Raw genomic sequence first — 20,149 nt, 5'->3', positions numbered from 1 at the left:
CATTACCATGCCCGATTCTAGGATCGCCGAGGTAATGATATGTGGGCATCTGTATACCGCTCTGCCACTCCAGACGATGCGGCGAATTGTTTTCGCGTTGAGAGCTCAGCCTGTGCCGGCGACGCGAACGCCACCCTGGAAGACTTTCAGGATTGGATTCAACGCACTCCCGAGAACTTCCTTATCTATGAGCATGAAGGCAAGTTCGTAGGCTTTGCTCATTTTGGCCACTCGAATGACGACTTCATCTCGGAAGAAGGTTTTAAAGAACAGTGCAATGAGGATGCATCTGCCCCCTACCTCCATGTCAGATCCATTGCGGTCGATCCGTCGTTTCAACGAGATCGTTTCCTGTCAGCACTGATCGCTAATCTTGAGTCCATTCCGGAAGACCTCAACAAGAAGTCAGTCCATTTGCGTTGCAGAGATCAGTACGTCGACTTTTTTCGGGAGCAGCGCTACCGATACATCCAGGCGATGACTTCTGACGAGATCAGCACCTGGCATGAGATGGGCATCAATCTGAGGTGGAATTGATCTCCAGAGTCTGTCTGCGTTAGGCCCAATCAGGAAAAATCTAAGACCGGGGCAACTGATCACGCGGCTGGTATCGTGGTGGCTACGATGGGCAGTATGGGTCTGAAAACACGAGAGATCTGGGCCAGCTCATAACCGTTCAGCGACACCGGCATCTGCACGTCAGTCTGAACGAGATCATTCTGAGGAGAATGCCCTAACACCGCCACTGCCCCGTGAGCAGTCGAGCATTAGATGAATGATTTGAGCATGCAAACCGACCTTTTGTTTCGGTGCCGCTACCTAGTGATTGAGAACTAGGTGGCGGTGCTCACTACGTATTAGATCCCGAATATCTCAAACATTGCTCTGTCAAGCCTAGTCTCGATTTCATTCAGAAAAGCATCATACCTGTCTTGGGAAATTATCCTGCCTCGCCTGCGTGCCACTCTTAAGAGCCTCGCTTGTAAGTTTTGAAGCTCAGATGCGGCGAATTGTACCCTGTCGTCGAGATTAGCAAGAGAGTCGAGTTTCAAGTCGGTAATCATAGCAGCTGCTTGCCGCTGGCGACGTGAGCCTGGTACAGCGGAAAAAATCGGCCCAGGTGATCTTTGTACATTCTCGTCGTAGCTATCAAAGTAAGGGTGAGGCCATTTGAACTCGCCGATGAGCGGCTGAAGAAAAGGTGCCACTTTTACGGCGTTGTCTCCTAATTCCTTTGTTGATTTCACCATATTGCAAGGCTGGCATGCAATTACAAGGTTTAATGGGTGGAATGCCCATCTTCTGTAGTGCAGTTTTGACTTATCTAGAAAGTGTTCGATAGCCTCCCCAACGTTCCTACGCTCTAACGGAATAATTCTTCGGCAGTAATAACAGGACTGAGCTTGTGATTTTCTGATTGAAAATCTAATTGCATCCCTAACTGGTTTTAGCTCTTCGTCACTCCATTTCATCTGGCTGTTCAGGAAATTCGCAATTAGCGCCTTGTAAGGCTTATATCGCAGGATTTTCGCGTGATTGCGGAGCAAGGGGTCAGGGCAACTCATGATGCTCTCTCAAATAGGACAAAGTTTGGAGGATTTCGCGCATCGGGTCGCCAGTTTCGGGAGTTAATCCAAATTCAAGCAGAGTATCAATCGCTCGATATAGTTCGGGGTGGTCTAGGTCGCCCTTCGCTATGAAGCTAAGGCATATTTGAGTAATTTTAACGACAGTTGTAGAGCGGGAAGAGTAAATACTAAACTGATCTTTCAATGTGCTATCAGCTGTCTTGCCATACAGGTCAGACTCATGCCATCTCTGGCCGGTTGGAAAGTTGCAGGTAAATGCATCGTTATTAGGCACACTTCCGGCTATTAGAGGGGAATGGGTCGCAACTAAAATTGTTGTACTGATGCCATTTAGTTCTAGCACCTTCCGAAAATCCCTGAGAATGGTTTTTTGCCAGCCAGGATGTAAGGAGTTTTCGGGTTCGTCAAAAAATATGAGAGCTCTGTTTTTTGCGCAGTATAATGCCCCAAGCAAGGTAAGCATGTATGACCGTTCGCCAGAGCTCAGATCCGACAACGTGTAATACCGGCTGTTTCTCTTCACTGATATTGTTTGAAGCGAGAGACCTTTCTCTCTGAGTGCCCCTTTGATCGCAAGCATGGTCATGTCCTCCTGGGCAGACTCAAGATTGACGATCACTTCGTTACTAACAAAATCGGATAATCCGTCTTTCCTATTTTTTCCATACCTGAAGTGAAGCTTTATCTCTGGATCGATGTTGAGCTTTTCTAGGCAGAAACTGACAGCCTCTGGGTTACTCCGACGAATTGAACCTTCGCCCAGTAGGGCACCGACAATAACGCGGAATGGTGCAATGTCAGAAATCATATTGTTGGCGACTTTATAACCTAGGTAGCAAATACCCCAGTCATCAGGGCCTGCATTCCAGATTTGTCTTGGGTATTTATCATTGTGGGTGCCAGATAGGCATAATAGCTGTCGAAATCTTGAGTCAAGAACTCCTGTTTTGCTAATGGCCTGGGCAGCTGCAACTGCAAAAAAACGAGATTTACCAGTGCCATTGTTTCCTGTGACGAGATTTATTTTTCCAATGTTGATTGTTGACATTAGATGGAGGAATCTCTCCAACTCTGTATCCATGCTGTGGCGCGCTCCGTGTAGGTCAATCTGATTTTCATCGCAATATTATGCTACTAATCAAAGGCTATCCAACCACAAATGCTCATCGGAAGTTAGCCAAGGCGTGACATGTCGAGCAAGTAACGACGGGCTGACCGCAAGCGAGGCGCGCAGATGCGAGGGTGTCTGCCCGTAGCGCCACGCCCCATACTTCGCCGGTTAATTAATACCCTGATCGTTGCGAGGTGCGGGCGCCCGGATCAGAGTCTCTCCCAACCAACCCGCGAGGGAACCACACATGGAAGTCATCGAATGCACCCGCGAAAACGTCGACAGTGTCGCGAACCTCTTCAACCAGTACCGCATGTTCTAGGAGGTCATCGCTTGCCCTATGTAGTGAGGGGTTTAGCAGTTGGGTACTCGCTACCGTTGTTTCTGAACTAGGTCTTTGTATAACTCTCGTGCCTCAAGGATCTGATCCCTGATCTCCTCTGGGTCAATGCGCATGCCTCCGCGAGGCGTGACGTGAAGCGTCTTTAAACGGTTCGCAGCCTTGATGAATTCCCGTTCCTCTGCCTGAACCCACGCGGGCCGCTTGTCTCTCCAAAATAGCCAACCCATTTGCCCGGCCTCGTCTTTGATCGGATGCTCAGCAGTATGTGGGAGCGGTGGCCAATGTCCAAGCAAGAAGGTGAGTCGGATCGCTCTGCAAGCGGAGCGCGCAGACCATGATGGTCGGAGAGCGGAAGGATGGTAGCCCGCAGGGCCGAGACCCGTCGTAGCGGGGCTCGGTTCACGACAGCCGGCCCCGAAGGGGGCCGCCCGGCTACTGGCAACGCAAATGTTACCGAACAGCTCGTTGATCAAATGACCGAGGCACTACGCCCAGCGCGCAAAGATCGTATGTCCCGCGCAATGCCACCTCGTCACCAGACGACACCCTGACATGAGTAAAGATCGTCGACAGAAAGCGTTTCCTTTCGCCGTTGCCGAGCTCAGACCAAATCCTTGGCTGTCCTTGTGCATCAGGAATCGCCAACCGGTCGAGGAGATACTCTTCCAGGCTGTGCAGACGTTGTTGGCCATCAATCAAAATTTCACTGTTTTCGGCCAATGCCCTGCTCCCGCTTTCTGGCTCGTACCAGTCATTCGTGAGGTAGCTCCCCAGATCCCCGCCTGACCATACTGCGGAGATGAAGCGAGACTTCTGACCGAGGTTCCACTCCAATCCGCGCGCCCAGGTTGGCACGGGCATGCCCATAACGAAACGCGCGGCCCATGGAAAATGCTCACGAGCGGAGGAGGGATCTACCAGATAGTTTTCCCAGTTGCCCACTAAGACTTCGAGGGGACAATGACTGACGGTCGTGGGCAGAAGACGCTGCGGCATATAGATGCGCCTGTCTGATATTCCGCCGTCGGCGTAGCGTTTAAAAAAGGAAGTCATGGTTTTCCTGGGTAGCTCAGGTTGGTCGAAGTATTCGGGTAAGTACGGGCGCATCGCCATGCATCCACCGTTGCAATGATCAGCAGATCCCGATCTGTGGAGATATCGATCTGGCCGCTGTCGGCCAAAGCATGTGCATAGCCCTCGGCATAGGCCGCCGCGTTGTCGAATTCGGAAGTGCAGGCTGAGGATTCGATGTAGCTGATCAGCCGCTCCCATGTGCGCCGTTGGCTGTTGCCAAGTGTCGTGCAGGGGAACGATAAGGCGCCGCTCAGACGCTTTGCGAAGTCATGTGTAGAGAGGGTCAAAGCCGTCACTCAAAAAGGGTACTTACTCATCACAAACGGTTGGTTTCGGAAAACCTTGAGCCTGATGGGAAGATATTTTTGAAGACGAACGCGGTTTGATCTCAATCGGCATAATTATTGGTCAAGAGCACGACGGCGCAGGCACAAAAACTCATCATCATTCTTGTAGGGATGCTCGATCCCGTAAGAAGAAAGTGAAGGGATGGTGACCGTATCTGTTATGGAAGTCACAGCAGGACGAATGGTGTATTAGTCCTGCCGGGGTATTACGAGTTGGGCTTTCTATGCAGTGGGTCGGCGTAATACTCGGTCATCAGGCAAGCTGAGTGTCCTGTCATGGCAGCCATTGATGATCCCTTTGGGCAGATGCCGTAACGTGTAGCTGCGTGAGTGGCGAAAGACCGGAGCACATCTTCATTGAGTGCATGAGATTCCAAAGAGTCCCCGTGGCGCATCTCGTCGGCGCAATCATGCAAAACCGGTGTCTGATACTGCTCAATCCCAAGGCTATTCGATTCAAGCACTTTCTTGACTACAGGCCAGAACAAGTAGTCGGAACGGCCTGAATAAGCTTCATGCTCACACGAAAAATCAACTTTCAACCGTCGATTGAGTTCCAGTTCTTTGATCGGTTCCCACAAGGCTTCGATGGCTGGGAAGGTGGCGCCCTCCACCTCGTCACTCAAGAAGATACGAAGTACGTCTTTGTGGACAGCAACCAGTTTCACTCCAGACATTGCGCCCTGGATGTGAGCCTGTTCGAGAGTCTCAATGGCGAATCTCTCCTCTAACGGTTGGTTATAAAGAACGGCGAAGCGCTGCTTGCCGGCAGATACCAGCAGATCAAGATTGGGTGTTTTCCACTGAAGAGCGCTGAGCACAATGTAGTGGAAAGTATTATCGAGAGCTACGGGAGCGCATTCCGGGTGGAACAAGGCTGAAAATCTCATGGCGACTTATCTCCTAGGTGGTAGCGGAACTGAAGACCAATGGGTTGAAGTGGTCAAGAAATAACAGGCATACCTACAAGTTTTGCGACGGATGAACAGTATCTTGAAAGTATACCCATTCCCTTCATTGCACTATTTGATAGCGATATAAGCCTATGAAGAGCGTTTGATATATATATATTTTTCGTTTGTCATTGTAAGTCGTGCACTTTAGCTTGTCGGTCGGGAAAAATTGGAGACTGAATGTAAGTGTGTAAGGGCGGCATGAGGACGTCTTGGGTGAGTAAGCGCCGACCAACGAGGTGGGGGGCTACCAAGCCATTGATATAGATAGAAAAGCTAGACGATCTATTGGCGCGGAAATATGGGGTCGTAATTATGAGAGCGTATTGTTATTTAGGGGTATTGTTGGTTTGGTGGAAGGATCATTGACAAAGATTTATACGTATTGTTGATTTATTTGTACTTGTGATGTATTTGATTTTATTTGGGTGTTATGTGTATGAGTCAATAAGTGCTTAATTATTTTTTGGTGTGAGAAGTTTATATTTTTTTTGTGCGTGGTTACTTGCCTGAAGTGCTTGGGTGGTCTATTTTTTATGCACTACAAGGGTACAAAAACACTCTCATCAAAAACCTCTAATTAAGAGGCGAAGGCCGCTTGTCCTAAAAAAGGAGCTCATATGGCGCAGCGAACTGATGTCCAACAGCCCAATCGCGTCGTACATTATTTTCGAGACGTCGATCTCACTAGCGGCTCACGGCCCGATTTCATACCGGAAAGTTTCGCTCTTAACTGTTGGGCTGAAGATTGCTGGCCTGGACGGTTCCTATTGAGGGTTGCTATTCGCTTCCATCACATCTGGGCCACCTTCGGCGTCAGGAATGGGCATGCGACGATTCAGGGAAGCCATCCTGCTGTTTGTTTTTCAGGTTTTAGCGTCTCTGATTTAGTCGCTGTTCGAGATGGCTTGGCAGCGGCTAGCGGTGCAGTCACCCAGTACGCGATCACGTTCCCTACGCCTTTAGCGGAGCAAGCTGGCGCAACGAAGGTAGTTCGGGGTGAAAACCTGCGAGCGATGCTTCAAGCAAGTCACCCGCCGGAGCCTGTGACCCAGGAAGAGATTTGGCGCAATCAGTACCGCTATCTGGATGGTCAGCTTGATATCTTCGGTAATCAGACGGCGGAGTTGGAATGGCGCTGGCCTTATACCCGGAATTATCGCCGCGCCATCGAAAAAATTGAGCGAGAAGGGCACCTTGGAGAAAAGCTGCCGGGGCTAGATCTGACCCAAAAGAAGTGGTCACAAATCGGTGTGGTAGTAGCCACCGAGGCTGATGCCTTGAGGCTTCAGTACGACATCTTGTCCCTTATCGACCAGCGGCTCGTATCGGTAGATCACTTTGACCATCTCCTGGTATGTGAGCGGTTGCCGGCGGAACTGGACGGGCTCACTGCGGCAGAGCAGGAAGCTTCGATGAGAGCGGCGTGCTTTGACTTCAAATCTTGCATGACGGTTTCCGATGAAGCTGTTGCCGTCGCTGTGGCAGATTTCATGGAGCGCGTTTCTGCTCTGGAGACTTCCTCCTTGAAAAAGGAGACCCAAGAACGTGGCGGCTGCTGGGTTTACTTCGAGGATAACTCCCACCCCTATGTACGAGCGCTTTTGAAGGCTGGACGGGTGGTTGTCAACAAGTCGGGTCGGTACCTCGGCACGCTGGATGAGCTCGGTCGTGGTCGGGATCTGCGCGAGCGGCAACAGATTGTCAAAGTCCTTTGCAAACAGCTGGAGCAAGAACAAAGCGTGGCTTGCTCATATTTCAGCGTGCGCGACTCCTGGCAGCCCGATGACCTTCCAAGCTATTGTGGTCATCCATGGAGTGGGTTCTATCGGATCACGGATGAGCGGGACGAGGAGGACTTTGAGGATCCTGTCGTCTGACTAGATGCGTTGAAAATGTGGCACTCATTTCTCTAGGGTTGGCTATCGGGTCTCGAGTGTTTCCACTCTCATCACCCAGTTGTTCGAGCTACACGGCTACCAGTTTCTGCAAGTTGAGCGTGCAGTCGTGAAGGACGGAAGTCGCAAGGGCTGCGAAGTCGCAGGGCGGCTTGACTCACAAAACCCAGCCCGAAGGGCACGCCAAGCCCAGCGGCATCGGTCGACCTCTGATTGAACGCGGCTATTTGATCTCTACGGTGAAGATCGAAAAGCGAGAGGAGAGACTTAGTGTGCCAACGCCAAAAAGATGTTAATCACGGAAACCTGGTGTGATGTTTTGCATTGCAGGTAAATGAGTATATGTAACTTTGTTAAGTTGCGAGCCAGGATAGTTAATCACTGGTGGTTTTGAAGACGTCCATAGTAATGTATTTACCCAGAGTGGTGTCACAGGATTAGCTGTATCGAGATACACAATTGCCTGCTCAACTTGTCCTTCTCCGAGTGCTTCCAATGAAATGCAGTATCCCAAGGTGAAGTCTGCACGTAAGAAGTCGCTCAGCGAGATTTTTCTGTACTGGAACGATGCTTTTATAATTACATAGTCATTCGTACAGCTTATGAGCTGGGCGAAAGTGTATTTGGCTATGCCGCATTCGGTCACTGAGCGGCGAGATAGTAATCGATCATTTGCGTAAAATATCTCATCACTTATAACTAATATCGGTTGTCGATCTACAGCTAATGCGCCTTGAATCAAATGGTTTGCCTTTTGAATGCTTGCCCAAGATGTAGCAATCATAGGGAATGTATCATTATGGATGCATCGGCGGCAGACGTCGGCAAGGCTGGTGTTACTGGATAATATTATTTTGGCTAGCGCTGCCATCTGAGGAAATGAAAATTCGATAGCGCCTGGGTAGTTTTTTAACGGCGGTGCACTGTAGTAACCAAGGAGCTGAGAGTAAGGACTGCCCCAAGCTGATACCTGTAAGTGATTGATCCGACCTATAAATAAGATTTTTGATAAGGGCGTAATCTTATTCAGGATTCTATAAAGATCGTCTATCGAAAGGTGATTTGAGTTGGTGATGATAAACTGGTGCTGCTGCGTAGGTGGCACAAATTGATTGTTTACAAATTGGCTGATGTGCAGTCGTGCAGCGGGCTGATGCATTAACTCTGACTTTGAGGCTTGGACGCAACAGTTAACGATAATGCTTGGTTCGCCAAAAAGAAGTTCATGAGTGATAAAGGCTAAGTTTTCAAGGCTGCTATCTCCATTGTTTCGATCTGAATGGATGCAAGAGATTCGTTCGTTAGCACTATGAATCAAAGCTTGTCTCTCCTCCGGACTTAAAGCCGAACGACAAAAAGTTGATGCCCTATCGATGGTTTCAACTATTTCATCACGGGAGAATTTATGCACTGAGGGGCTTTTTAATAGTGTTAGGTTATAGCGAATTGAGGCCTCGACTAAATTGGGGGAGTTCAGTTGTAGATGATTTTTTTCTTGAACCATTATCGAGTGCTCAAGACAGTAATCTAGTCCGCTGAGCTGCTCGTCAGTAAGTAAGTCTTGATGCACTAATGAGATTCCGGACTTGAGGGAGTCTGACATGGCATAAATAAGATTGATTGCTGCAAGTTCACCATGAGTACAGGTGAGCCCAGTGGAGCTTAGAAAACGAGATAAGCCCTCACGGTCAAGAAACGGTGTCATAGCAGTAGTGTTTGATGTCAACACCTGAACAGCTCGTCTCCCGTATAATCTAGATATGGGTTTCCAAAGACTGGCCGGTGTATGCCTGGCTATCAAAAAACTACAGATGCTGACTGCATTAGTTCTTTCGCTCCATGCTCTAATTAGAATGCAGTAAGTTTTATGTGGGATTCCAAAACTGCTAATGAAAGCGCAACTATAAATCGACTTGAACAATCCATCTGTACTGATAGTGGATGATCTCACAAGGGCCAAAATACATTTGGAGATGTTGGTTCCACTTTCTAGAAACTGAGTGTGCCTAATCCAGCGTAACAATAGGAATGAGGCCAAGGGAAGGAGTTGTGCATATGTGATTGCACGTCTCTTGGGGGATATTCTCGTTAACGCGAGTATGTAAAACTCTCCCGTCATAAGACCGAATAAATTCATGTTTTCGTTTGCAATGAAAGCAGTATCTGCCCTAGAAGGCTTCACTAGATTTTGTATTCGTATATTCCAGCCACCATCTTTGGATGGCTCAATTTTTAGTATTTGATACCTTGAGATTTTTTTCATAATATTATGTGCATACCGAGCAAAGCCATTTTTTCGATCTGATTTGCACGTGCCAACTTTTCATGCAACTCAATGATCTCAGCTGACATAGAGTCAATGAGTATATTGTCTCTGTTTTTATTGGTGTAGGGTCTGCGGTTATGCTGTTTTGCTTCAGAGCTATTTTTGAGGATGTCGTTAATTTTCGCAACTATAATGCGGAACCCAAAAATTCCACGACTTGGATAAAATAGCTGTCTGTCAATCCCGGCTAGCTTGGCAAGAGCTGATAAGTTTACTTTGTTGTCATGGATAGGTAATTCGCCACCAGATTCAAGGTGGTGTATGACAAACCAACGTAGACCATTTGGTTTCACGTCATGAATTTCAAGCAATCTTAGAGTCGTTATAATTTTATTTTCGAGCATCTGTCCACCTGATATACCCGGAAAGTAGTTCTTGGTTGCAGATCTCATTAATGCGTCCATCGCCGCCACCCCGATCAATTAAGCGACCGTCGACGATGAGGATGCCCAGTTCCTCTACGTGGCTCAGAAGTGTCCTAAAAGCAAATGCGACGAGATCAAATTCTTTTCTAGCGTGTGCCAGCTTTGTAATAGAGTTGTCTGGGGTGTCATCTGGTTGCAGGTTGCTATGTAATATTATTTTTTCAAGAATCTTAATGCGATGTTCTTGTTCTGATAGCTTCACAGTTTGTGATTCAAGCATCGCCTGTTGCCTAGCAATGATTTCAACCTCATCCCCATGTATCAGGGCAGATTTCTCCGTAAGCAGCTCGTTCCAGTAAGCGATGATCTTTGGCCGGTAGGGGCTGTCTCGTCTGATGAGCCTTGATCTACTAAGACCAGTCCTAATAGCGATTTCACCAAAAAAACCGGTGAGATCTAACTCCTCAATATCTTTGGTCTCGAATTCACTGAGCGCTATAGAAACTGATTTGTGCGACCTGGTTTTCATAGCCAATTGAGATTTGGTAAGATTGGTCTTAGATTTTGGCATCAACGTTTTCCAAGGTGAGAGCCTTTCCTTCACTAATAATAGTGGTGACTTTCTCCATGTCCCAGTTGTGAGCGCGCATAATTGAGAGGAGTTGTGCCGTGATGTTGTCCACTGCGGAAGGAATTGCTGGAAGTTCTGCGCCGAGCCGTTGGTTAAGCTTTCTGGATAGCTGGCGAACCGCCTCAAGATAGTTCTCTCCGCAGATACTGGGGTACTGAGAACCATCAATAACATCTGACACGATCCTCATTCCAGGGCTATCCAAGGGTACCTTTGCAATGAGTCGAGCCTTTAATATATCCGGCGCTCGAACATGATAAGTGTTTCTAGTAGAATAGTGCTGCAACAGATCATTGAGAAGCTCGGCGGTTTGGTAGTAGCCAGACATGTTCAACGACATCATTGCTAGGTCATCACGCATTTCGTCAAGATTTAAAGGCGATTCATTAGCGGCGGTCATTAAGTTTAATGAATCAGTCAGTGACTTGATTTTTGAGAACAACTGTCGAATTTTTGCGTGTACCGCAGGAAGGTTATCCAAGGAAAAAATGGCGTAGGGGCAAATTCCGCAACAACGCGCCATCCTTGTGAATCGCAGCACTGCTTTTGGACAGTTGCCGCCGAATGGGCAGGTGCAATCGTCAAAGAATCCGAAATCACCTATGTTTGTTACATCGATAAGATCAAGTCCAGTTTTATCACCCGTGTCAATGAAAGAGCTCGTCTTCGAGGTCATCTGGTGGACAGACAGCGCCCCCGTGCGGTTTTTGTTGAATGCAGTCTGAAGCGCAGACTCCGGTAGAGACGGCTTGATCGCGGCCTCTCTAAAAGTCATCAGATGAGTTAAAGTCTGCTCCATGAATAATTTGTCTGAGCTTTCAAGGTCAGCTTCCTGAATGTCTGCAGGAAGGGCCATGTAGTAGTTAGTCATCAACACTGAAGCATGGCCAACCTGTTTTTGAATCACGGAGATCTCAAGGCCACCATACCGACGCATGTAAGTGATCCACGTGGCCCGAAGAGCATGTGGAGTGTGTACAGCCCTCGTACCCTTATCTGTCGTGGTTACAAAAGTATGCTGATTTTCCTTGGGAACGAGCTTATTGTATTCAAGCTCAATGCCCTTGAGAACTTTAACCCAAGTAGAACTATAGGTCGAATCTGCGAACGGCAACCCTTTGCCGTTGAAAGGGCTTCGAAATAAGGGAGTGATTTTGTCCGTATACTGACTATGCTTGTCGTTTTCATAAAATACCTTTTGCAGTACGGATCCGCAAATATGCGTCTGAAAAAATCTTTCGTCATAAAGATGCTTCATAACTGTTCTTTGAATCGATACGAATCGACGTGGTTGTGTCTTGTCTACGTTGAGAAAAAGGCTTACCCAATAGCTTGAGCCATTGGGATCGTATCCGCTATTTTTATCAAAAGTATTAATATCAAGCCACTGGGCGCCTTGTATTCTCTGTCCCGCAAATAACCCAATCATTAACATCCTGAGTGTAGACATCCAAGGGAGCGCCACTTGAATGTCGGTGTTGCCAGACTTATATACATCGAATTTCCAGTGGAAAGCATTGGGTATTGTATCGATGGTAATCGTGTCTTTACCTTCGCTACCACTCCTTGCAAATTCTATTTCATAGATCAAGCCCAAAGGTTTAAGGTCAATCCATTTTTTTTGATAAAATTCTGGTGCGGGAGTAAATTCACCCGCTAGGATTTTGTTTCTCAGGGCTATCCCGATATCGTTGAGCATTTCCAGATACTTGCGGGCTAATGGCAATGATGCCATGGGCAGTACAATCTTATTTGTAGTTCCCCTAGATCCGCTTCCAGGTAAATCGAAATCTAGACTTATAGGATTCTCAAATTTTGCTAAGATGCAGACATCATATTTTTTATTTAGCGCTAAACGATTTGTTTTGCAGCGTTCGAAGAAGTAATGTAGATGGCGTATCATTGTGCCAATAGTATTCGAGGATCTTCTGAGTGGTAAGACTTTATAAAAAGGTTTAGGGGTTTGAAATTCTGGTGTTACAGATTTTGTAGCTGAAGTTACTTCATCTTCATATTCGTCTTCATCGTCGAGAGGTGAAAAATAAATGAACCGATCCAAATCTCTAATGGTTGGAGGCGTTTTAATGAATGCTTCTGAATTTTCACTTATCCAAGCCGGAAGATAACCAAAAAGATAATCTAGAAATAGTCTTGAGGCAGCCATGTGCTCCGTGCGAGTTGATTTACTGAGCTTGTCATTGGCAAGTGACAGTAGATGGCTGTTGAAGAGAATTACCCACTCTGTAATTATTGGTTCATAAATGATGGGGTCAAGGCCATAATATTCGCTGGTGCACCAAGCTAAACCTTCCGGTCTTTTTTCAGATTTAAAAGAGGCGTAGAAGTCTTCTGCTGACTGGTCGCTCTTGCGGTTTACAAAAGCGCGCGTCGTGGCATGAGTTTTACTTATCGTTTGCTTAGGTTCTTTGTGTCGACGAATTTTAGCGCGAACTATCCGATCTGCTTTTGAGTAAAATTTAAACGAATCAATGCTCTCGATATGTTTGTCAATGTCGTTGGAAGTGCTAAGCGCCTGTAGGTAGCTTTCGATGAGCTGGTAATCTTCAGTTGATAATATGTCAGGGTAAGACTTTGAAAACTCCTCCAGCCAAGGTGTTATCATGATCTTCAATTTGGGTCGGATCTCGACTCCACCTGCCCAAAGAGGTTTTCTGGCGTGTAATAGCTCGGGTAATGAGTCCCATATTTCATTAAGAAGTACATCTGAAGGCTGGTGCCAAGATACACAATATTGCAGATTCTGATGGTATCGTTTAAGGTTAGTGTTATCGGAATTGTTCACAATCTCTCTATAAAAACCTTCAGTCCATTCGGACATATTTGGAAATGCGAGTGCCATCCCTTTTCTTGAAAATCCTACCGGTAAGAGAACTTGCTTCTTTTTCCAGAGCAATAGGAAAAATCCCTTCAGGGGAGTGTTGAGCCCGGTGATATCTTCTTGGCAGGCAGGATAATGTCCACATAAATTATGATAGGCTTCGCGGGCCTCATTGATGTTATGCTCCCCAGCATTAGCTAAAGTAAAAAGCAGGTGCCTAGAATCGACCCAGTCGGTCGCTTGGGAGGCTAGGTAATGATACGCATACCTATATCTTTCTTGTCGATTTATGGGCAAGTTCCGGTCGGGCATCGGCCCACGGGTTGATTCCAGCGTAGCAAGAATCTTAATTCGAGCTTCTGCAATTTTTTCTCCGGAGTCTGGGGAGTCGATAAAGATCGGCGTATATAGCGAAGTATTAATCATTAGGGCTATTCCGACTGGCAATTGCTGCGTGCACGTTTTTTCTGATTTCTGAGGCGAGCCGCTCGTATTGTGTTGCGGCATAAAGAGCCAGATTATCATTGCCGATTCGAGTAGCTGTAAGATAGTCTGCGAGTTCGAGGTCTAGCTCAATCAGCTCCGCTTCTCGTCGGCTGTAAATCTCTGTGGAACTAAGTTTTCGGTGTCCCATCATGATTTGAATTTCGCTCAGTTCAAGACCAATTGAGTGCCTGCCTGGAACTCTCACCCTATTACGGAGCCACATACCATAAAAGTGGCGAAGGCTATGCATCGTGTACACGGGATTTAACACGCCCGTTATATCGTCTATAATGCGGAGATACTCACGTTGTGCATTCTTGAACTGAAAGTTCAACGTGCCATTCAAGTTGTTAATGTTTGAGCATTCAATCAATGGTTCCCCATAGTGATCGTTGTCCTCGTAAAGGAACAAGAAATCGCTGTCTGATGTAGGTCGTACTGCTATATATTCTGCATAAGCATCAAAAAAAAGTTTCTTCAATGGCTCAAACATATAGATTATTGCTGTGTCGCGTCCTTTCCACGCATATTTTGATTCCTCCGAATATTCATGAGACCTTCTGTTATTATTAGGATCTTCGATGCGTATTTTTCGTGTGCTAGCATTAATCAGAGGTTTTTTGGCAGCAATCGCTTCACTGAATCTTAAGCCTCCGCCAGCCATCATATAGAACAGGCATTTATTCCTGGGGGAGCATGTCTCAATTACTCCTTCGATATACATATAAGGGAAATCTTTGGCTTCACGTGGCTTGTCCGCTCCGCCTCTACTAATACTTAGCGGGGCGCTGGTAGTTGTTCGTTTCATAGGCGAAGCCATATTCGCGGCTATTATGCTTCGCTCTGTAATCCGTTCGATCTCCTGGGGGCTACGCTGGCGCTCTTCTTCAGAATAGTCAGTGTCGATATCAAGGTTGATTGCTTGGCCGAACATGTTTTCTCTTTTTCGGCCAAGCTCACGAGATACTTTTAGAAATTTGTTGACCCCGGCGATATAAGTTCTAGCTGATTCTCTTTCAATGGGTTCTATTTTAAGGGCGATTGCTATTCGGCGAAGAATTAAATCGTCACTGTGGCACCCCTCAATGAGGAATCTGGGATACATGCGAAGCGCGTTTGATAGTGTTTCTGGCGTTGGAGGATTGTCTTGGTCAAGCATCCCTGATTCCACCAAGTAATCAAAAAGCTTTGCCGTGGATCGTGAGTAGCTTTTTCTAGCTTTACTCCCGAGCTTTGTTGACCCTGTGCGGTAAATATGGGCGATGAAGCGGTTGAACGCTTCAACTGGTTCGCCGTGTTGGTCGTAGAGGCGGGGACGCCCCCTAAGCCAAGACATGATCAGATTTTTCAACATTGGTCGGCACTCGTAGCATCGTCCCTGCGAGCGGCTTTAGTTGAAGCAAAAAAATAATTATCCATATATTGACAGCTACCATGTCTATGTGATATCTATTACTCATCTTAGCCCTAGTTCACCCAAAAATCGAAATAGCCATTTGGAATTAAAAATATAATTGTCTATTACTTTTTAGGTTTGATGGGGCTCGTTGGCTTTCTGTCGTTCTCCTAATTGCTCCTCTTCCTGTTGCGCGCGCATCTCTGGCCGATGCCGTCTGCTTTTTCAGCCCTCAGACTGGCTTGTAACCATTGGCTCCTGCCATACCTGGTAACGCCCTCATTCCCCCTATTGGCGCGTAGGGTGAGGCGTCGAATTCAAATGGATCAAATACCCTGTTCTTACCTGGGTCATGGAGACAACCTTGCGGGGTATCTGAATTCCTTTAGCTGCCAACCAGATGAAGTCTGGAGGTAGTAGATCGAGTAATTGAGGTGGGGGCAGGTGTCTGGAAAGTACGGAACCTTTAGAGATCCGATCATTATCGCTGTGGCGGCAGAGAGATTCTGGTTCTGTTACCTATCGCCGCTAGCGGACTTTGGGTTAGCCAATTGTTACAAAGCGCAGAATCGATTGCGCACCTGTCTTTCGGCTTGTGATGGCAGCGGGGGAAGGGGGGGGCGAACTGGTTTTGATTTGCTTAGCGGTAGTAGCAATATTGGCTAGAAGGCCCGGAATTGCTGCGCGAGATTGGAGCGGGTAGAGGGAATCGAACCCTCAACTAAAGCTTGGGAAGCTTTCGTTTTGCCACTAAACTATACCCGCTTGGTCGAGCTCTTTACGCACCTAGGGCAAGGGCCGATTAAGAACCCTCGTTATCAGCTTGGGAAGCTGGAGTAATGCCATTATACGACACCCGCTCAGAGCGGCTGACTTTGTACCAGATGTGCGCATGGATTTGAAGTTTTTCTTTGTGCGCGTTGCATTTAGCAGCGAATAAAGCAAAAACAGGGACCGCGTGACGGTCGTTCGCGGGCAAGCCTCGCTCCTACAGGATGCGTTTAACGCTGTAGGGCGGGGCTTGCTCGCGATGACGCTGTTTCAGATGGACAGTGCATGTTGGTCCTGGACGTAGTGGTACCGCGGTCGGCTTGCTTGCGGCGCCGGTTTCAGGAAGCCCAGCAGTGCGTTGCGGCTGTCTCGGCAGGCGGCTTTGTGCTCCATGTCGAGAAAGTGGCCGGTGGCCTGCAGGGTGCTGAAGGTGGCGTCTTGCACGTGGTTGGCGAATAACCGGGCGCCATCGGCGGCGGTGTATTCGTCCCATTCGCCGTTCATGAACAGCACGGGCACGGTGATTTTCTGCGCGGCCTTGAAAAAGCACTGGCGATCGCTGTGCAGAAGGTCGCTGATGTGGAAGTGCATCTGCCCGTATTCATGCTCGGCCAGGGAACTGACGTGCCGATAGTTGAAGCGCTTGAACAGGGTCGGCAGGTGTTTGCCGATGGTGCTGTTCACTAGGTTGCCGACCCGGTCGCCGTCCCGGCTGCCGAGGTAATCGATGCCGCGCTCGAGGTAGTCGAGCATGTGCGAGTTGATCTCCGGCGAGAACGAGCTGATCACGGCTTTTTCGATGCGCCGCGGCTGTTGGGCCAGGGCGACCAGGGTCGCGGCGCCACCCCAGGAAAACGACAGCACGTGTTCGGCGGCGAAGTGATCGATCAGTTCCAGGAGGATCTGCCCTTCGATTTCCTTGGTCAGCGATTGCTCATGCAGGTTGTGGGCTTTCGACTTGCCCGCGTAGGGCTGGTCGTAGCAGACCACGTTGAACTGCGGGTGGAGGTTTTTCACGGTTTGTGCAAACGACGCAGTCGTGGCCAGCGAGCCGTTGACCAGAATAATGGTCTTCTCTGCGGCGTCTGCGCGATAGAACTCCGTGTAAACCCGATACTGACCCTGTATATCCAGCACAGCGATTTCTGGCCTCATGTCATCAGACTCCAAGCAAGCGGGTATGCGCGCAACTGAGATTGCACGAGCTTTATGACAGGTAGGCATACGCCTGGAATTCTGGAGCCCATGTCGATCCAATGCAGTCCGGTCGACGGGTATTGTTATTGGCGGGCAGTCTGCCGGGGGAAGGCGGAACCTGAGGGTTCTCTACCGGCAAAAAGTTTCTTAGAAGTATGTTGTGACTCGTCGGTCACATTTCGGCCGACGTCCTGATTCAAGCAGGGGTCACGTTCGCGCGCAAGTATCATTCGTAAATTGTTCGACAACTTCTGCTGAGCGGTCGTCTGCTTAGAACAAAAGGATCTCTTCGGTGCACAATGCGCGGTACTCGCCCGGTTTTAGGGCATTGTCGAGCGCCAGCGGGCCCATGCGTTCGCGGTGCAGGCGCAACACTTTGTTGTCGAAGTGGCCGAACATCCGCTTCACCTGGTGATACCGGCCTTCGACGATGCTCAGGCGTGCGGATTTCGGCCCGAGCACCACCAGGTCGGCGGGCTGGGTGACGAGGTCTTCGAAGGCGAAGTACAGGCCTTCGGTGAAGGTGATCGCGTAGTCGGGACCGATGTCCTGTTCAGTCTCGACGTAATAGACCTTGGGCAGTTTGGTCTGCGGTTGGGTCAGGCGTCGTGACCAGCTGCCGTCGTTGGTGATCAGCATCAGGCCGGTGGTGTTGTAATCCAGGCGCCCGGCGATGTGCAGTTCGTCCTTGTCCGGTTCATGGATCAGGTCGAGTACGGTCGGATGTTCCGGGTCGCGGGTGGCGCTGACGCAGCCGACGGGCTTGTGCAGCATGAAGTAGCGGGCGGGCTTGCCGACTTGCAGTACGTGCTCGTCGACCTCGACGCGACTGAACACCGAGACCTCGGCGTGGGTGTCGCTGACGATGTTGCCGTCGATCCGCACGCGCTTTTCCACCAGCAACAGGCGCACCTGCTGACGGTTGAAGCGGGGCAGGTTGCTGAGGAAACGGTCGATGCGCATGACGACAATCAGTGGAGAAAGGGGCCGTATCTTACGTGATCGACAGCGCGGTTGCTTAACCCAACTGTGCCTCGACCTGGGCGCAGCGGGGGCACAGGCAGGATAGGTCGCGCAGTTCCGGCGGCAGCGCTTCGAGCACCGCCGGGTCGATGCTGACGCCGTAGCACCAGCAGGCCCGATCGGCGGTTCGAGGGTCGGCCAGGGTGCAGTCGTTGGAGGCGCCGCAGGCCGGGCAGAATTCTGGTTTGTTCATGTAGGACTATGCATAACTGGAGTGAGGCATTTCCACGCAGGTGCGGTTACGACCGGAATGCTTGGCACGATACATCGCTTGATCGGCCCGCGACAGTAGCGTGTGCAAGGTGTCGTCCGCTTGCAGGGTGGTCAGGCCGATGCTCACCGTCAGGCGCAGTTGCTTATCGTTGTAGGCATAATGCTGTTCTTCGACATGCCGGCGGATCTTCTCGGCGATCATCTTGCCGGTGTGACCGTCGGTGTCCTTGAGCAACACGATGAATTCTTCACCGCCCCAGCGGCAGACGATGTCGGAGTGCCGCAGGCAACTTTCCAGGTCCCGTGCGAAGCCGATCAGCACCTGATCGCCGGCCAGGTGACCGTAGGTGTCGTTCAAGGCCTTGAAGTGGTCCAGGTCCAGCAACAGCGCGGTCATTGGCCTGGGCTCGCGCCGGGCTTCGTGCATGGCTTGCGCGGCCAGCAGGTCGAAGCCGCGACGGTTGGGCAGTTCAGTCAGGCTGTCGAGGGTTGCCTGAGTCTGGATTTTGCCCTGATAGCGCTTGATCACCCGGTTGAGCAGGGCCAGGACGGTCAGGGTGACGATCAGGCAGATCAGCAGGTTGAGGTACAGCGACTGGCGGATCTCGTTGAGGGCGCCATCTTCACGCTTGTCGACGAACAGGTACCAGTTCAGCTCCGGAATGAAGCGCACGTTGAGGAAGTGGCCCTGGCCCTGGACAGAGTATTCGTAGCTGCCGCTGTGGGGTTTGGGCAGTTGGCTGACCAGGCTCTTCATGCTGTCGAGTTCGCCGAGGGTCTGTCCAACCTGGGCGCCTTGCGGGCCACCTTCTGCGCCGGTGAGCACCAGGCGCCCGAAGGTGTCGACGAAATACACGCTGCGCTGGTAGCGCTGCTGGTATTTGTCGATCAGCTTGATCACCGCATCGACCGTCAGGCCGACACCCGCCGCGCCGATGAAGCGGTTGTTGTAGTCATAGACCTTGTAGTTGATGAAGAAGGTCAGGTTGTCCTTGTTGGCCAGGTCCGGGTCGACATTGATCTCATAGGGATCGGCCATGTCGCGGACGCGAAAGTACCAGGCGTCGCGAGGCTCATCGACCTTGACCTGCTTGAGCACGCCTTTGGCGTGGTAGTAGGTCAGCGTGCCGTTGGAGACGAAAAACGCGGTGTAGGCGCCGTAGTGGGTCATGACCTCGTCGAGGTAGCGGGTCATCTGCCCTGGGTCGTTTTCGCCATTGACCACCCAGTCCCGCATGAAGGTGTCGCGCGACATCATCGAGGAAATCAGGATCGGCCTGACCAGGTCTTTCTGGATTTCCGAGTAGACCGTGTCCGAGGTCAGCGGCAATTCGGTATTGACGATACTGTCGCGGATCGACGCCCGCGAGGCGTAGTAGCTCAGGAAAGAAGTGGCCAGGAATCCGGCGCCCAGCAACGCAATCAGCGTGAGCACCAACGAGCGTTGCGAATACAGCGGCGAGCGAAGCGGCATGGCGATTCCGTTGCAGTAATCCGATGCAAGCATTCTAGTGGCACTTTGCGGAAATAACTGCGGGATTTGTGGGGTGAATTGGCAAGGATCAGGGCCGGTGGTGTCTGGGCTGG

16 protein-coding genes and 1 tRNA gene are annotated in these 20,149 nt (G+C 49.6%); 2 read left to right on the top strand and 15 right to left on the bottom strand.

Annotated elements, in window-relative coordinates; translation table 11 throughout:
- The first annotated feature begins 39 nt into the window (after window positions 1–39).
- Window positions 40–537, top strand: a complete 498-nt coding sequence (locus ELQ88_RS26990) for a GNAT family N-acetyltransferase (protein WP_138968817.1) — start codon at window positions 40–42, stop codon at window positions 535–537.
- A 320-nt stretch (window positions 538–857) separates the two neighbouring features.
- On the opposite strand, the gene ELQ88_RS26985 is transcribed toward ELQ88_RS26990, so the two are convergent.
- The 5 genes from ELQ88_RS26985 to ELQ88_RS26960 form a co-directional block, all read right to left on the bottom strand.
- Entirely contained in the window at window positions 858–1,472 is a 615-nt protein-coding gene (locus ELQ88_RS26985) for a hypothetical protein (protein WP_138968815.1), read from the bottom strand.
- A 79-nt stretch (window positions 1,473–1,551) separates the two neighbouring features.
- Window positions 1,552–2,670, bottom strand: coding sequence for an AAA family ATPase (locus ELQ88_RS26980; RefSeq protein WP_138968813.1), 1,119 nt, complete (start codon window positions 2,668–2,670; stop codon window positions 1,552–1,554).
- 823 nt (window positions 2,671–3,493) lie between these two features.
- Complete coding sequence (locus ELQ88_RS26970) at window positions 3,494–4,096, bottom strand: hypothetical protein (protein WP_138968810.1); 603 nt, start codon at window positions 4,094–4,096, stop codon at window positions 3,494–3,496.
- Window positions 4,093–4,413, bottom strand: coding sequence for a hypothetical protein (locus ELQ88_RS26965; RefSeq protein WP_228761570.1), 321 nt, complete (start codon window positions 4,411–4,413; stop codon window positions 4,093–4,095). Before ELQ88_RS26965 ends, ELQ88_RS26970 begins: the two co-directional genes overlap by 4 nt.
- 257 nt (window positions 4,414–4,670) lie before the next feature.
- Window positions 4,671–5,354: a hypothetical protein gene (locus ELQ88_RS26960; protein WP_138968808.1), complete on the bottom strand. Its 684-nt coding sequence runs from the start codon at window positions 5,352–5,354 to the stop codon at window positions 4,671–4,673.
- 683 nt (window positions 5,355–6,037) lie between these two features.
- Between ELQ88_RS26960 and ELQ88_RS26955 the strand changes: the two genes are divergently transcribed.
- Window positions 6,038–7,297, top strand: a complete 1,260-nt coding sequence (locus ELQ88_RS26955; RefSeq protein WP_138968806.1) for a DUF4427 domain-containing protein — start codon at window positions 6,038–6,040, stop codon at window positions 7,295–7,297.
- 310 nt (window positions 7,298–7,607) lie between these two features.
- On the opposite strand, the gene ELQ88_RS26950 is transcribed toward ELQ88_RS26955, so the two are convergent.
- The 10 genes from ELQ88_RS26950 to ELQ88_RS26905 all read right to left on the bottom strand — a co-directional run bounded on the left by ELQ88_RS26950 (window position 7,608) and on the right by ELQ88_RS26905 (window position 20,036).
- Window positions 7,608–9,044 (bottom strand): hypothetical protein, encoded by a 1,437-nt coding sequence (locus ELQ88_RS26950; RefSeq protein WP_138968805.1) that lies wholly within the window; start codon window positions 9,042–9,044, stop codon window positions 7,608–7,610.
- Between the two features lie 530 nt (window positions 9,045–9,574).
- The gene (locus tag ELQ88_RS26945) at window positions 9,575–9,985 is read right to left on the bottom strand and encodes a hypothetical protein (RefSeq protein ID WP_138968803.1); all 411 of its coding nucleotides are present in this window, start codon (window positions 9,983–9,985) and stop codon (window positions 9,575–9,577) included.
- Window positions 9,972–10,577: a hypothetical protein gene (locus tag ELQ88_RS26940; RefSeq protein ID WP_138968801.1), complete on the bottom strand. Its 606-nt coding sequence runs from the start codon at window positions 10,575–10,577 to the stop codon at window positions 9,972–9,974. The genes ELQ88_RS26945 and ELQ88_RS26940 overlap by 14 nt, the downstream gene beginning before the upstream one ends.
- A complete protein-coding gene (locus tag ELQ88_RS26935; RefSeq protein ID WP_161599985.1) occupies window positions 10,564–13,902 on the bottom strand; it encodes a site-specific integrase in 3,339 nt (1,112 codons plus the stop codon). The genes ELQ88_RS26940 and ELQ88_RS26935 overlap by 14 nt, the downstream gene beginning before the upstream one ends.
- Window positions 13,895–15,316, bottom strand: coding sequence for a site-specific integrase (locus ELQ88_RS26930; protein ID WP_138968798.1), 1,422 nt, complete (start codon window positions 15,314–15,316; stop codon window positions 13,895–13,897). Before ELQ88_RS26930 ends, ELQ88_RS26935 begins: the two co-directional genes overlap by 8 nt.
- A gap of 733 nt (window positions 15,317–16,049) precedes the next feature.
- Window positions 16,050–16,123: transfer RNA gene (locus tag ELQ88_RS26925), tRNA-Gly, on the bottom strand.
- 276 nt (window positions 16,124–16,399) lie between these two features.
- Window positions 16,400–17,284: an alpha/beta hydrolase gene (locus ELQ88_RS26920; RefSeq protein ID WP_138968796.1), complete on the bottom strand. Its 885-nt coding sequence runs from the start codon at window positions 17,282–17,284 to the stop codon at window positions 16,400–16,402.
- Between the two features lie 312 nt (window positions 17,285–17,596).
- A complete protein-coding gene (locus tag ELQ88_RS26915; RefSeq protein WP_128870733.1) occupies window positions 17,597–18,289 on the bottom strand; it encodes a pseudouridine synthase in 693 nt (230 codons plus the stop codon).
- 55 nt (window positions 18,290–18,344) lie between these two features.
- Window positions 18,345–18,542, bottom strand: a complete 198-nt coding sequence (locus ELQ88_RS26910; RefSeq protein ID WP_128870734.1) for a cysteine-rich CWC family protein — start codon at window positions 18,540–18,542, stop codon at window positions 18,345–18,347.
- Between the two features lie 6 nt (window positions 18,543–18,548).
- Window positions 18,549–20,036 (bottom strand): sensor domain-containing diguanylate cyclase, encoded by a 1,488-nt coding sequence (locus tag ELQ88_RS26905; RefSeq protein WP_138968794.1) that lies wholly within the window; start codon window positions 20,034–20,036, stop codon window positions 18,549–18,551.
- Between the last annotated feature and the right edge of the window lie 113 nt (window positions 20,037–20,149).

The sequence above is a fragment of the Pseudomonas sp. MPC6 genome, from assembly GCF_006094435.1.
Lineage (GTDB): Bacteria > Pseudomonadota > Gammaproteobacteria > Pseudomonadales > Pseudomonadaceae > Aquipseudomonas.
Note: the sequence above shows the minus strand (reverse complement) of the source record. Positions and strands in the feature narration are given on the sequence as shown.